Below are 13,448 nucleotides of genomic sequence, written 5' to 3' on the forward strand. Positions count from 1 at the left end.
ATGCCAGACATCACCCCCCGAAAACTCATACTCGGCTCCACATCGGCCTACCGGCGCGAACTGCTGGAGCGCTTGCGCGTCCCCTTCACCATCGAATCACCGCATGTGGACGAAACGCCCCACCCCGGTGAACGCCCTGCCGATTTGGCAGTCCGGCTCGCATTGGCCAAAGCCCAGGCGGTTGCCGCCCGGTTTCCCGATCAGGTTGTGATCGGTTCGGACCAGGTCGCCGATCTGGATGGCCAGCCTTTGGGCAAACCCGGCACCCACGAACGCGCGGTCGCCCAGTTGCGGCAAATGCGCGGCAAGACCGTAATTTTTCAAACTGCAGTGGCCGTGGTCTGCCAACAAAGTGGTTTTTGCCAGCAGTCGCTGGTGCCCGTGAAAGTGGTCTTCCGAGACCTCACGGATCAGGAGATTGAAAACTACCTGCAAGCCGAGCAGCCCTATGACTGCGCCGGCAGTGCCAAGAGCGAAGGCCTGGGAATTGCCCTGCTGGAACGCATTGACAACGACGACCCAACCGCCCTGGTGGGCTTGCCGCTGATTCGCACCAGCAGCATGTTGCGTGCGGCGGGTGTCGCACTTCTGGGCGCCAGAACACTATGAGCCTGGGCACGCTTTATCTGGTGCCTGCACCGTTGGACTTTGGCTGTGACAGCCAGACAGCACTGGACCAGTCCATGCCCGCAGGCACGCTGCAAACAGCGGCGCGCCTGCAGCACTGGGTTTGCGAAAACGCAAAATCCACCCGCGCTTACCTCAAGCGTGTGGGCGAGGTCTACCCGCTAGTCACCCCCATCCAGTCCATGCAACTGCAGGAACTCCCGCGCGAAGTGCACAAAAAGGGCGACCACCAGGGCGGCTTTGATGCCCGCCCCCTGTTGCAACCTGCACTGGATGGCATGGATATGGGCTTGGTCAGTGAAGCCGGCATGCCTGCCATTGCCGACCCGGGCTCCTCCGTCGTGCGTGCCGCGCATGAACTGGGAATTCGCGTAGTGCCTCTGGTTGGGCCGGTGTCCTTGTTATTGGCTTTGGCGGCCAGCGGCCTGAACGGCCAGAACTTCGCGTTCGTCGGTTACATCCCTGCCACACCCACCGAACGTGCGCAGCGCATTCGGGAACTGGAGTCTTTGGCCTTGAAAACCGGGCAAACCCAGCTCTTTATAGAAACGCCCTACCGCAACACAGCCCTGTTGCAGACGCTGGTGCAGACGCTACAACACAACACCCGCCTGGCAACGGCCAGTGGCCTGACGCTGGCCAACGCCACCTGCCACAGCGAACTTGCCAAGCAATGGAAACACCATGCCTGGACGCTGGACAACGCCATACCCACGGTGTTCGCCATCGGGCGCTAGACAGACTGAGTGCCGCCTAACCACCCCATGGCAGAACGTGGGGTATCGGGCTAACGCAGTGTGGGCAGGCTCTTGAGCGTGTGGACCGCCGCTTCGCCGATGGACGCACCAAACCGCTTGGCCAGGCGCTCGGCCACGTTGTCGCGGCGTGTGTAGTCCACCAGATCTTCCGCCTTGACCACTTCACGGGCGACATAGTCCAGGTTGCCGAGTTGGTCTGCCAGCCCCAATTCAATGGCTTGTTGACCGGTCCAGAACAGGCCGCTGAAGGTCTCTGGGGTTTCTTTCAGACGCGCACCGCGCCCAGCTTTCACCACCGCGATGAACTGCTGGTGAATCTGGTCCAGCATGGCCTGGGCAAACACGCGCTGCTTTTCGGTTTGCGGGCTGAACGGGTCCATGAACCCCTTGTTCTCGCCCGCCGTCATCAGGCGGCGCTCCACGCCTAACTTGTCCATGAGGCCGGTGAAGCCGAAACCATCCATCAACACACCGATGCTGCCCACAATGCTGGCCTTGTCGACAAAAATCTTGTCCGCACCCACAGCGATGTAATACGCGGCCGACGCGCAGGTTTCCTCCACCACGGCGTAGACCGGTTTTTTGTACTGCGCCTTCAACCGCCGGATTTCATCATTGATGATGCCGGCCTGCACCGGGCTGCCACCGGGCGAATTGATCAACAGCACGACCGCCTGAGAACCCTGGTCTTCAAACGCCGCCCGCATGGCAGCCACCACGGTTTCAGCGCTGGCGTCCGAACCCGACGCAATTTCACCCTTGATTTCCACCACAGCCGTGTGGGGTTTGGAGACGTTGGTTGTCGACGTGCTGCGGTCCATGCCCAGCCACACCAGGGCCACCAGAAACAGCAACCAGCCCAGGCGAATGCCATTGCGCCAGCGCCGTGCCGTGCGCTGCTCCACCAGAGCCGCCATGGCCAGCTTCTCCAGCGTGGCACGCTCCCAGCCTGGAGTCTCCGTGCCCTTAACATTTGCTCCGTTTTTAATAGCATCTTGCGCACTATCGGCGAGAGCTTGCGTGGTATTTGGTTCAGTCATTGTTAAAACTCGACAGGTTTCAGGTGAAGGCCAGTATGCCAGTGGACGACGCCGTCGTTCTCGGTCAGGGCAATCTGCACCAGACCACCGCGGCAAGGGCCACCCCGGCATTGGCCGGTTTGTGGGCTGTACATGGCGCCATGGGTGGCACAAATCAACCAGTGGCCGGTCAAATCGAAAAACCGGTTGGGCTGGTAGTCCATTTCCATGGGCACATGGGTACAGCGGTTGAGGTAGGCGTAGGCCACATCTTGGTAACGGATGGCAAACGCCATGCAGGTCTGGCCGCAATAGACCACGTCAAAAGGCACAGCATCGCCGCTGTTCACCAGATCCTGCGAATTGCACAGCGCAAAAGCCTGAGAAGGCCCTTGCATGGCAACCACCCTGCGCTCGTCAGGCATGGTCCAGCATCCAGGCATGCAGCTCGGCCACCGAGTGCGCCACAAAACGCGGCTGCAGAACGTCAAACGCGGCGGGTTCATGGGCGCCGTAGCTCACCCCCACGCTGGCGCAGCCGGCGTTGAGCGCCATCTGCAGGTCGTGGGTGGTGTCACCGATCATCAGCACACGCTCCGGCGCCACGCCCAGTTCGGCCATCAGCTCGTGCAACATCAGCGGATGGGGCTTACCCGCCGTTTCGTCTGCGGTACGGGAAGCATGGAACAGGTCTCGGAGCTCCACCGCCTGCAACGCTTCGTCCAAACCCTTACGGCTTTTCCCAGTGGCCACGGCCAGCAAATGCTGACGCGCCTTGAGGTCGGCCAGCAGGGGCAACACACCGTCAAACAGGCTGATGTCATGGATGTGCTGGCCGTAGTGGTGCTTGTAACGTGCACCCAGCAAGGCGTACTTCTCTTGCGGCACATCGGGCGCGGCACGGGCCAGCGCTTCCATCAGGCCCAGACCGATCACATACGAAGCATCCTGGTCACTGGGCACCGTGCCACCCACATCGCCCACTGCCAACTGGATGCAGCGCGTGATGATGGCAGTAGAGTCAAACAGGGTGCCGTCCCAATCAAAAGCGATCAGGTCAAACTGGCGTGGGCGGGTGGTACGGGACATGGAACAGGATTTTCAGGGGTTATACGAATCGGAGGGTACGAAGGGGCAAAGACTAGGGCGCCAGTTCGGTGGCTGCCGCCATGGCGCCGGGCAGCACCTGCCCCGCAAACTGCGCCAGCTCATCCGGCAAGTCGGCCTGCAAACGCAGCCGTTTTCCGGTGAACGGATGGGTGCAGTGCAGGCGCCAGGCATGTAAAAACATGCGCTTAAGCACCGGGCCGGTGGTGGTGCGTGCCAGCGCCTTGTTCAGCTCAAAGTCGCCATATTTGTCGTCACCCACGATGGGCATACCCTCGGACGCCAGGTGCACACGAATCTGGTGCGTGCGCCCGGTCTTGATGGTGACTTCCAGCAGCGAATACGGCTGCGGACCTCCCGCGGAACCCAAAACCTTGACCAGGGTCAGCGACGGCATGGCGTCCGGGTCGTCTTTGGCCACCACTTTCACGCGACGCTCACCGTCGGGCAACAGGTATTTGTGCAAGGACTTGTCCAGCACCTTCTTATTAGTGGGCCACTGCCCCAGCACCATGGCCAGGTAGGTCTTGCCGGTTTCGCGCTCGCGGAACTGGTCCTGCAGGTTTTTCAGCGCGCTGCGCTTCTTGGCCACCAGCAAAATGCCACTGGTTTCACGATCCAGCCGGTGCACCAATTCCAGAAAGGGGGCTGCCGGCCTGGCCATGCGCAATTGCTCAATAACCCCAAAACTCACGCCCGAGCCGCCATGCACCGCCACGCCGGCGGGTTTCAGGATGGCCAAAACATGGTCATCCTCAAACAAAATGGGGAAATCCTTGGCCGGCGCATTACTGGCGACGTGCATGGCCACTTGTTCGGCCATGGCCTGGGTTTTCTGCTCAGCCCGCTCGGACACGCGTACCGGCGGTATGCGAATAACGTCACCGGCCTCGACGCGGCTGTCGGCACCGGCCCGGCCCTTGTTGATGCGGACTTCGCCACTGCGGATGATGCGGTAGACGTGGGTCTTGGGCACGCCCTTGAGGTGGCGCATCAGGAAGTTGTCCAGCCGCTGGCCGCCGCTGTCTTCGTCCACCGTGACCAATTTCACCGCCGGTTGGGGAAGGGACGCATTGGCCCCTATAATGTGTTTCACTAGCGTTGTGCCGTAAGTGGTTGATTTGTCTGGAGTTTAGTCCACACCCCGCCCAAAGCCACGCTGGAAGGTCGATGCCGCCGTCTTGCATTGCTCGCAAATCACACGCCAACCGCCTGTGATGGCCTGCAAACAAGGCGGTCAAGACTACGAATTGAACCACTGATACGGAATACCCAAAGCCCGCAGACTCCTCGTCTGGGGGCGGAATGAAACGAGATGTTTGTGTTGCTAAGCCTGATGATCCTGTGCCTGCGGAGCGTTTTCGCCCCGTTTTTCGGCACAAATCGGCCTGCAGCCCCGGTAAACACTGCGCAAGCAGCTATCAAATTGATAGCCGGTACACAGACGCACTCCCTCGTCCCCATCCACGCGCCTACGCTTCGACACCTCGTGTGACGTCGAAGTTCTCCGGCAATTCCTCCTCAGTTCAGCTCGTCGTTCCAGGTATCCAACGCCCCTTGAGGGCATGTGTTAACTGATGAAGGATGCAATCCATGAAACGGATGCTGATCAACGCCACGCAGGCTGAAGAACGCCGCCTGGCCATTGTCGACGGACAAAAACTCCTCGACTACGAAATCGAAATTGAAGGGCGCGAACAGCGCAAGGGCAACATCTACAAGGCCGTCGTCACGCGCGTCGAGCCGTCGCTGGAAGCCTGCTTTGTCGACTACGGCGAAGACCGCCACGGCTTCCTGCCGTTCAAAGAAATCTCCAAGATGTACTTCCGCGAAGGCGTGTCTGCCAGCCAGGCGCGCATTCAGGACGCCATCCGCGAAGGCCAGGAACTGCTGGTCCAGGTCGAAAAAGAAGAACGTGGCAACAAGGGCGCAGCCCTGACCACCTTCGTCTCGCTGGCCGGCCGCTACGTGGTCCTGATGCCCAACAACCCCCGCGGTGGTGGCGTATCGCGCCGTATCGAAGGTGAAGACCGTGCCGAGCTCAAAGAAGCGCTCGACCAGCTCGAATACCCCAACGGCATGTCCATCATTGCGCGCACCGCCGGCATCGGCCGCAGCGCACCGGAACTGCAATGGGACTTGAACTACCTGCTCAAGCTGTGGACCGCGATTGACGGCGCCGCCAAGGGTGGCAAGGGCGCGTTCCTGATTTATCAGGAATCGTCTTTGGTCATTCGCGCGATCCGCGACTACTTCAACCACGACATCGGCGACATCCTGATAGACACCGACGACGTGTACGAACAGGCCCAGCAGTTCATGGCCCACGTGATGCCAGAACACGCTGCCCGCGTGAAGCGCTACCGTGACGACGCCCCGCTGTTCAGCCGCTTCCAGATCGAACACCAGATCGAATCGGCCTACGCCCGCACGGTGCAACTGCCCTCCGGCGGCGCCATCGTGATCGACCACACCGAAGCCCTGGTTTCGGTGGACGTCAACTCGGCCCGCGCCATCAAGGGCGGCGACATCGAAGAAACCGCAACCCGCACCAACCTAGAAGCCGCCGACGAAGTGGCACGCCAGATGCGTCTGCGCGACTTGGGTGGCCTGATCGTCATCGACTTTATCGACATGGAAGAGTCCCGCAACCGCCGCGAAGTGGAAAACCGCTTGCGCGACGCGCTGCGCCAGGACCGTGCCCGTGTGCAGTTCGGCACCATCTCCAAGTTTGGCCTGATGGAAATGAGCCGCCAGCGCCTGCGCCCGGCCCTTTCCGAAGGTGCATCCATTCCTTGCCCGCGTTGCGGCGGCTCCGGCCACATCCGCGACACAGAATCCAGCGCTTTGCAGATTCTGCGGATCATCCAGGAAGAGTCCCTCAAGGACAACACGGCCTCCGTGCTGTGCCAGGTGCCCGTCGATGTGGCGTCGTTCCTGCTGAACGAAAAGCGCACCGAAATCGCCAAGATCGAACTCAAGCAGCGCATCAATGTGCTGATGGTGCCCAACAAGACGCTGGAAACACCCAACTACAAGCTCGAACGCCTGAAGCACGACGACCCGCGCCTGGATGGCATGGAAGTCAGCTACAAGATGGCCGACGAAGTGGAAGACCCCACATCCGTCACACGCCGATCGCAAGAGCCCACCAACAAACAAACGCCCATCATCAAGGGTGTGTTGCCTGACGCGCCCGCGCCGATTGCACCGCCCAAGCCCGAAGTACCCAAGCACAGCAAGCCTGCAGCACCCGCAGCACGCCCCGCTGCCGCCGCGCCCGTACCGGCCAGCAAAGGCTTCTTCGGCTGGATCAAGGACCTGTTTGGCGCCGAAGCGCCCGCGGCAAAACCCGTGGCACCGGCACCTGCTGCCAAGACCGACGACAAGCGCGACGGTCGCGGAGGCCGTGACGGCAACCGCAATGGCGGACGTGGCGAAGGCCAGCGCGACGGACGTGGTCCACGCGGTGAAGGTCGCAATGAGCAACGCCCCGAAGGACGCGGCGATCGCAACGAGCGTGGTGGACGCGGCGGACGTGGTGGCCGTGGCGAACGCCAGGGCGGCGCCCAGCGCGAACGTTTTGACGCAGAAGGCAAGGCCATTGGCGCAGAAGCCAACGGCGTAACCGTGGATGCCACCCAAGGCAACGTGGATGGCGCACGCAACGAGCAACGCCCAGAACGTGCACCCCGCAACGACCGTGGTGGTGAGCGCGGCGAACGCGGTAACCGCCAAGGCCAAGGTCGCGGCGACCGTCCTGAAGGTACAGAACGCAGCCCACGCAATGAAGAGCGCGGCGATGTGCGCAGCGAAGCACGCCCTGAAACACGTCCTGAAGGCAACACCGAAGCCGGCACAGAACCCCGTGGTGAAGGCCGTGGCCGCAGCCGCGGTGGACGTGGTCGTAACCGTGATGACCGCGGCCCACGCCAGGACGACGGCAGCCAGAACCCGACCGCTGAAGGCCAGCAGCAAACCCAACTCGGCTTTGCCGAAGGTGAACAAGCGGCCCCAACCCAAGGTGCTGATGGCCAGCAGGCTCCCGCAGAACGCACCGAGAACGGCGAAGCCCGTGAAAAACGCTCCCGTGACCGTTATGGGCGCGAACGCGGCCCCCGTGGTGAACGTGGCGATCGCCCAGAACGCAGCGAGCGTAATGAGCACACCGATGCGCCCGTAGCGGCAGACGCTGCAGAGCAAGCTGCACCAGTGGCGCAAGCCGCTGAGGCACCGGCTCCTGTCGTAGCTGCAGCCCCTGTGTACGCCCCGGCGCCAGCACCCGTTGCTCCCGCGCCTGTGGCTTCGGCACCTGTTGCGCCCAAGGCAGACGCTGGCATGCCCAAAGTGGCCTCCTACGCCCTGCCGCTGGACAACCTGCAGCAAGTCGCCGAAGGTTCTGGCCTGCAGTGGGTCAACTCTGACCCCAGCCGCATCAGCGCTGTGCAAGCCGCCATTGCCGCAGAACCCAAGCCGGTCCATGTGCCGCGCGAACGTCCTGCGCCTGTAGTGGTGACCGAAGGCCCACTGGTTCTGGTGGAAACCAAGCGTGACCTGCGCAATATGGTGCTGCCGTTTGAAGAAACGCCATCGGCGTAATGCACGGGCAGCCTCTCAACGGGGCTGTCAATCCAATAAAAAGGGGCACTTCGGTGCCCCTTTTTTATTGGTGCCGTATGCCTTAAAAGATATCGACAGCGCCTATTTTTGGTGCGTCGCCAAACAGACCCTTGCGCACCAGATCGCCGTGGCTGAACACCTTGTTGTAACCATTGTGCTGGGCATAGTCCACGGCGCGTTCCGTGCGTTCCAGCGCCGTGCTGGGTGAATCATCTGCGGTAATGCGGGTAAATCCTGCACTGGCGGTGACACGTCCGACCTGGGGAAAGTTGAACTTCTCCATATTGGCGCGGAAACGCTCAAACGCCGCCAACACCAGGGCTTCGTCCGGGCAGTGCATCAACACCGCGAACTGCTCGCCGCCAAAGCGGTAAATGCGGTCATAGGTGCGGAAGGTGTTGTTCATGATGCGCGCCACCAGCAGCAGCACCTCTTCTGCAATCAGGTGCCCGCCTTTGTCACTGAGGATGCCAAAGTTGTCCACGTTGACGGTACCCAGCCAGTAGTTGGGTGGCACACGGTGACGCCGTTCCTGCCCCGGCGCGACCGTGGCATCCTGCGCCCTGGACTGGGCTTGTGCCCCTTCGTCGAGTTCTTCCAGTACAGCGCTGTAAAACGTGTCGTCCAGCGACTTGCGGTTGAGCAAGCCGGTCAATGCATCGCGGTCGCTGTAGGCCAGCAGGTTGTACATATTGCGGAACACATGCAATACGTCGGCAATCGCACCCATCTGGGCATCACCCAGTGCAAATGCGGAATGGATTTCGATGACTCCTTCTTCCTCCATGCGGGAATCCGCAAACAAGGGTAGGTAGTTGATACGTGGGCCGTCTTCGCCGGCCCAGGCAAAGTCCACACGGTCGCGGCTCATCAGGCAATTGAAACGCTCGCGGTTGTCATCGATCAGGGGCAGCCCATGGAAATCCACCCGCAGCGGGTCCACCACCTTGCCGCCGCCTTTGTGGTCCAGCGTGGCAATCTCCAGCCAGCGCTTGACGCCCTCTTCACTCACCACCCGCGCTATGACCACGCGCTGGATGGGCAGCAGATCGATCAGCGCCTTGGACAAGGTCAACTCCAGCAGGTCTCTGTCCCTGTGGTCAGTCAGCCGGATGATGTGTTCGGTGATGGTGGGCATGGCCGGATAATAGTCCCGAAACCCGCGTTCGTCACCCCGGGGTCAAGGCCCCAAAACCCTATGTTTTTCCGGCTTCCCGGAGGGCTTCGCGGTAGGCCTCGGTAGCCGCTTGTGTGTCTTGCCGCTGCTCGGCCAGCTCGGCCAAAGCACGCCAGGCATCACGCTTGAGCTCGGCATCCTGCAGCAAGGTCAACGACTGCTTGAGCAACTGTTGCGCCTTGCCCCACAGGCTCAGGCGCATACACACCACCCCGGCCAGGTACTGCAAGACCGCATCGCGCGGATTGCCCATCTGGGCCGATTCAATGCGGGTGAGCCAGGCTGCGTCCGCGGCACCGCCAGGCTGACCAAAGCCGCGCTCCAGCACCCGCACCAGACGCACGCGCTGGGCCAATGCCAGGGCGTCCGGGACCTGCACCATGCGCTCCCAGACCGGCAACAACCAGAGCCGCGACAGCACCACATCGCCGCCCTGTGCCAGCAGGCGCTCTGCGGCTTCCATGGCCACTTCAGGCATCTGCTGCTCAGCCACTTCCAATGCCTCCCACGCCCGCGTTATCTGCACCGGGTCGTGCGCCGCACGCAGCAGCTCAATGGCCAGGCCACGCGCGATACTTTTCCCTGCCACTTCGGAGAAAGCGCGGTGTTTGGTCAGCAGGCGCGCGGTCTCCAGCGCCACCAGTGACCGGCGGCCCAGGCGCGCAACCTTGAAACGCAGGCGCAGGGCCAGGGTGCGCCGCGCAGCGCCTTGGGGCAACTGGTCCAGCCACTCCATGGCGGCGCCGGCATCGCGGTCGTCAAAGGCCCAGCGCGCTGCGCGCAACTGCACGCCATCGCGGATGTCCTGCGCGTTGCGGCTGGTGGTCTGTTCCAGCGCCTGTTGGAAATGGGCGTCGCGTACCGTGCGGTCCTGCAAGGCATGGGCACTCTCGGCCGCCAGCAGGTGCGACAAAACACGCAGGCGCCCGGCGTACGCGAGTTGTTCACCACTGCCCTGCACCGACTCTTCGAGGGACACCACCAATTCGGCCGACTTGCGGGCCCGCACAAAACGGCCCGACACCAGGTGCGACAGCGACTCCAGCAAAGCCGACTGGATGGCGCGCTCCTTTTGCAGCAAACGCCAGCTGCGCGCCTGCTGCGGAATCCGCAAGAGCGCCGACAGCGCACGCAACGCAAAGTGCAGCGTGACAAAAATCGCACCCAACGCCAGCAGGAAAAGATTCAGCGACAGGTCCACCCGGTACGGCGCCCAGTACAGGGTGATGGTGCCCGGGTTATTGCCGGCAAACAGGGCGCTGGCCACGGCAATGCCGAACAGCGCCATGAACCACAGTGCAGCGCGCATCGTATTAACGTCCTGCAGCGGCCGTGGACAAGGCCGCCAGGGTTTCGTCCACACGCGGCAGCTCCAGCGACTTCATCTGGGTCTGTATCTGCTGCAGCAGCGTGATCGCCGTTTGGGTCTTGCGCGAAGACGTATCAAAGTAACGCCCCAGCGAAACCGACGCCGTGGCGAGGTCAGAGCGGGCCGAATTGATCTGCCGGGACAACAGCCCCAGGCGCGCATTGAGCAGCTTGAGCTTGAGGTTCTCGCGCAGGAAGAAGGACTGCTCGGGCGACAGCAGAGCCGCGTCCGGGTCTTCGATACGGCTGATGCGCACCAGACTGCGCACTTCGTCACGCACCACCAGGCCCACGCGCACCCACCAGTTGGTCACGCTTTCCTCAGGTTTGCGCTTCAGGGGTTCATTGGCACGCGCCGGCGCCACGGCATTGGCCATTTGTAGATCGTCGGTGAGCTGGATCAGTTCGTCCAGCTTGACCAATAGCGCTGGCGTGTCGGCCAGTGCTGTGGCCTTGATGCGTGACACATCGCGGGCAATGGCGCGCTGCAGCGGCGTCATGCGTGGCTGGGCGGCGCGGGTGATGCGCAGCTCAGCGGTTTTGAGTGCGGCCAGCAGCGGCTCGGCGCTGCCGGTCAGTTGCGCCTGCTGCTGGGCCAGCCGGACGGCGGATTCAATGTCCACCACCAGGTTTTCATCGCGCGAACGCGACAGGCTCTGCATCAGCTCTTCGAGCTGGGTGCGCTGCAGCGAGACTTCGCTCAAGCGCGCCTCGGTCACGGCCAGTTTGGCGGCGGTTTCCAGCGCCACTTCCTGCGCCTGTTTGGCGAAGGCACGCGCTTCGACCACCTGGGCGGTGGCGTCGGCGCTCTGGCGCGCCAGGTGTTCCTGGATGGACGACAGCTTTTGCCACAACAGGCCGCTGCTTACCAGTGCGACCAACGCGAGTACCGACACGCCTTGCAGCAAGCGCTGCGGGCGAGGCGCCGGTTCGGCCGACGGTGGTGGCTCGGTGGGCACGTTGTCTTGCGGCACTGGCTCTGGCAGTGGCGCGGCAGCGTTGGGCTCGGTGTTCATTGCAGGGATTCTATAGACGCCATCAGAGCGGCAAGTGTCGGACGTGACTCACAAACAACAGCAAAACCGGCGTCGCGGGCCGCCTGCGCAATCCGCGCATGGGTCACCACGGCCCGCGCCTGGCCCCAGGACTGGTCCGGGCACAGCGCCTGCAGATTGGTTATGGCCTCCGAACTGCTGAACAACCAGACCGATCCGTCCTGCGCGGCCTGTGCCGTCAGCGCAAGATCCGCCGCCGACAGACTGGGCCGATGCCGCTGGTAGGCCACCACAAAATCCACAGTGCCGCCCGCGGCCAGCACCTGGCCGGCAAACCAGTCCCGCCCCACACCCTCGTCACTGGGCCCGGCCACACTACCGGTGCCACGCACGATCAGCACGCGGTAGCCCGGCTGCACTTGCGCCCGCACCACGGCCCACAGGGCTTCGGAGTCAAACTGCCCGGCTTCGCGGTCGGGCGCATCGATACACGCGGCCTCTACTCCCGCACGCAACAGCGCCGAATAACTCCCGGGGCCAGGCACAAATGCTCTTGTTTTGATAGCTTCTTGCGCACTGAATACGTGGGCTACAGCCCCTTTTAATGCAAAAAAGTGGTCTACGGCATTGCCACTGACAAACATCACGGCGTCGTAGCGGGGCAGCCGCTCCCAGGCGGCCCGCACGGCCTGCAAATCGGGCGCTGCGGACACGGCGATCAACGGCAGGGGCAGCGCGTCATATCCCGCCTGGCTCAGCGCATCCACCCATTTACGCGCTTCGCTCAGGGGTCTGGTGACGATGACCCGCATGGGATCAATCCGCTCTGGGCGCTTGCGCAGGCACCCGGGCCTGCAACTGGCGCGCCACTTTTTCCCCCAGCGCCACGGCCTGGGCTATTTCCTGCACCGGGCCTTGTGCCTGCGCCTGCACCAGGGGCAACACCCCGTCCGGGTCACCCCAGGTGGCCTGGATGTGCAAGATGCCGTTGGTCACCGTGGCATAGGCCGCCAGCGGCATGGAGCAGCTTCCGCCCATCACGCGGCTCACCGCGCGTTCGGCGGAGACCACCAGCCAGCTCTGCCGATGCGCCAGCGGTGCTAGGGCCTGCACCACATCGGGCCGGTCCGAGCGCACTTCAATGCCCAGCGCGCCCTGCCCTGCGGCGGGCAACATCTGGGCCGTGTCAAACGCGGTGCGGATGCGGCTTTCCAGCCCCAGGCGCTTGAGCCCGGCCGCGGCCAGCACGATGCCGTCGTACTGGCCATCGTCGAGTTTTTTCAGGCGGGTGTCGAGGTTGCCACGGAGAGGTTCAATCTTCAAATCAGGGCGCAACGCGCGCAACAGCGCCACGCGGCGCAGGCTGGAGGTACCCACCACCCCGCCCTGCGGCAATTCGGCCAAGCTGGCGTAGCGGTTGGAGACCCAGGCGTCGCGCGGGTCTTCGCGCTCCATGACACAGGCCAGGGCGAAGCCCGGGGGCAGCTCCATGGGCACGTCCTTGAGCGAATGGACCGCCAGATCGGCCCGGCCTTCTTCCAGCGCCAGCTCCAGCTCCTTGACGAACAGGCCCTTGCCGCCCACCTTGCTGAGGGATCGGTCCAGGATCTGGTCGCCTTTGGTGGTCATGCCCAGCAGGGTCACGCTGTGGCCCTGCTGTTCCAGCAAAGCCTTGACGTGTTCGGCCTGCCAGAGAGCCAGTCGGCTCTCCCGTGTTGCGATGGTTAAATGGGCCAAAATCGTAACCTGTTGGTAATCGGTGAAGAGCCTTCAATGC

At 62.9% G+C, this 13,448-nt stretch carries 12 protein-coding genes; 3 read left to right on the top strand and 9 right to left on the bottom strand.

The genetic code is table 11. From position 1 onward, the window contains the following. Entirely contained in the window at positions 1–609 is a 609-nt protein-coding gene (locus tag RS694_RS14640) for a Maf family nucleotide pyrophosphatase (protein WP_029709114.1), read from the top strand. After that, positions 606–1,364: an SAM-dependent methyltransferase gene (locus RS694_RS14645; protein ID WP_029709115.1), complete on the top strand. Its 759-nt coding sequence runs from the start codon at positions 606–608 to the stop codon at positions 1,362–1,364. The genes RS694_RS14640 and RS694_RS14645 overlap by 4 nt, the downstream gene beginning before the upstream one ends. A 50-nt stretch (positions 1,365–1,414) precedes the next feature. On the opposite strand, the gene RS694_RS14650 is transcribed toward RS694_RS14645, so the two are convergent. The 4 genes from RS694_RS14650 to RS694_RS14665 are packed head-to-tail and all read right to left on the bottom strand — an operon-like array spanning position 1,415 to position 4,607. Beyond that, positions 1,415–2,425, bottom strand: coding sequence for a S49 family peptidase (locus RS694_RS14650; RefSeq protein ID WP_029709116.1), 1,011 nt, complete (start codon positions 2,423–2,425; stop codon positions 1,415–1,417). Between the two features lie 2 nt (positions 2,426–2,427). Then, positions 2,428–2,802 carry a Rieske (2Fe-2S) protein gene (locus tag RS694_RS14655; protein WP_029709117.1) on the bottom strand — a complete coding sequence of 125 codons (375 nt, stop codon included), beginning with the start codon at positions 2,800–2,802 and terminating at the stop codon, positions 2,428–2,430. 19 nt (positions 2,803–2,821) lie between these two features. Beyond that, positions 2,822–3,493 carry an HAD family hydrolase gene (locus RS694_RS14660; protein ID WP_029709118.1) on the bottom strand — a complete coding sequence of 224 codons (672 nt, stop codon included), beginning with the start codon at positions 3,491–3,493 and terminating at the stop codon, positions 2,822–2,824. A gap of 52 nt (positions 3,494–3,545) precedes the next feature. After that, complete coding sequence (locus RS694_RS14665) at positions 3,546–4,607, bottom strand: RluA family pseudouridine synthase (RefSeq protein ID WP_051392055.1); 1,062 nt, start codon at positions 4,605–4,607, stop codon at positions 3,546–3,548. Positions 4,608–5,104: 497 nt separating this feature from the next. Here RS694_RS14665 and RS694_RS14670 point away from each other — a divergent pair, with 497 nt between their 5' ends. After that, on the top strand, positions 5,105–8,110 hold the full coding sequence (locus RS694_RS14670; protein WP_029709120.1) for an Rne/Rng family ribonuclease: 3,006 nt from the start codon (positions 5,105–5,107) through the stop codon (positions 8,108–8,110). Positions 8,111–8,192: 82 nt separating this feature from the next. On the opposite strand, the gene RS694_RS14675 is transcribed toward RS694_RS14670, so the two are convergent. Genes RS694_RS14675 through hemC form a run of 5 tightly spaced genes read right to left on the bottom strand, consistent with a single transcriptional unit; the run spans position 8,193 to position 13,408 of the window. After that, on the bottom strand, positions 8,193–9,269 hold the full coding sequence (locus RS694_RS14675) for a GGDEF domain-containing protein (protein ID WP_029709121.1): 1,077 nt from the start codon (positions 9,267–9,269) through the stop codon (positions 8,193–8,195). A 58-nt stretch (positions 9,270–9,327) separates the two neighbouring features. Continuing rightward, positions 9,328–10,617, bottom strand: coding sequence for a heme biosynthesis HemY N-terminal domain-containing protein (locus RS694_RS14680; RefSeq protein WP_029709122.1), 1,290 nt, complete (start codon positions 10,615–10,617; stop codon positions 9,328–9,330). 4 nt (positions 10,618–10,621) lie between these two features. After that, the gene (locus RS694_RS14685) at positions 10,622–11,692 is read right to left on the bottom strand and encodes a uroporphyrinogen-III C-methyltransferase (RefSeq protein WP_029709123.1); all 1,071 of its coding nucleotides are present in this window, start codon (positions 11,690–11,692) and stop codon (positions 10,622–10,624) included. Beyond that, positions 11,689–12,483 (bottom strand): uroporphyrinogen-III synthase, encoded by a 795-nt coding sequence (locus RS694_RS14690; protein WP_029709124.1) that lies wholly within the window; start codon positions 12,481–12,483, stop codon positions 11,689–11,691. The genes RS694_RS14685 and RS694_RS14690 overlap by 4 nt, the downstream gene beginning before the upstream one ends. A 4-nt stretch (positions 12,484–12,487) precedes the next feature. Further along, positions 12,488–13,408 carry a hydroxymethylbilane synthase gene (hemC, locus tag RS694_RS14695; RefSeq protein WP_029709125.1) on the bottom strand — a complete coding sequence of 307 codons (921 nt, stop codon included), beginning with the start codon at positions 13,406–13,408 and terminating at the stop codon, positions 12,488–12,490. Positions 13,409–13,448: the final 40 nt, after the last annotated feature.

The organism is Rhodoferax saidenbachensis, from assembly GCF_001955715.1.
Lineage (GTDB): Bacteria > Pseudomonadota > Gammaproteobacteria > Burkholderiales > Burkholderiaceae_C > Allorhodoferax > Allorhodoferax saidenbachensis.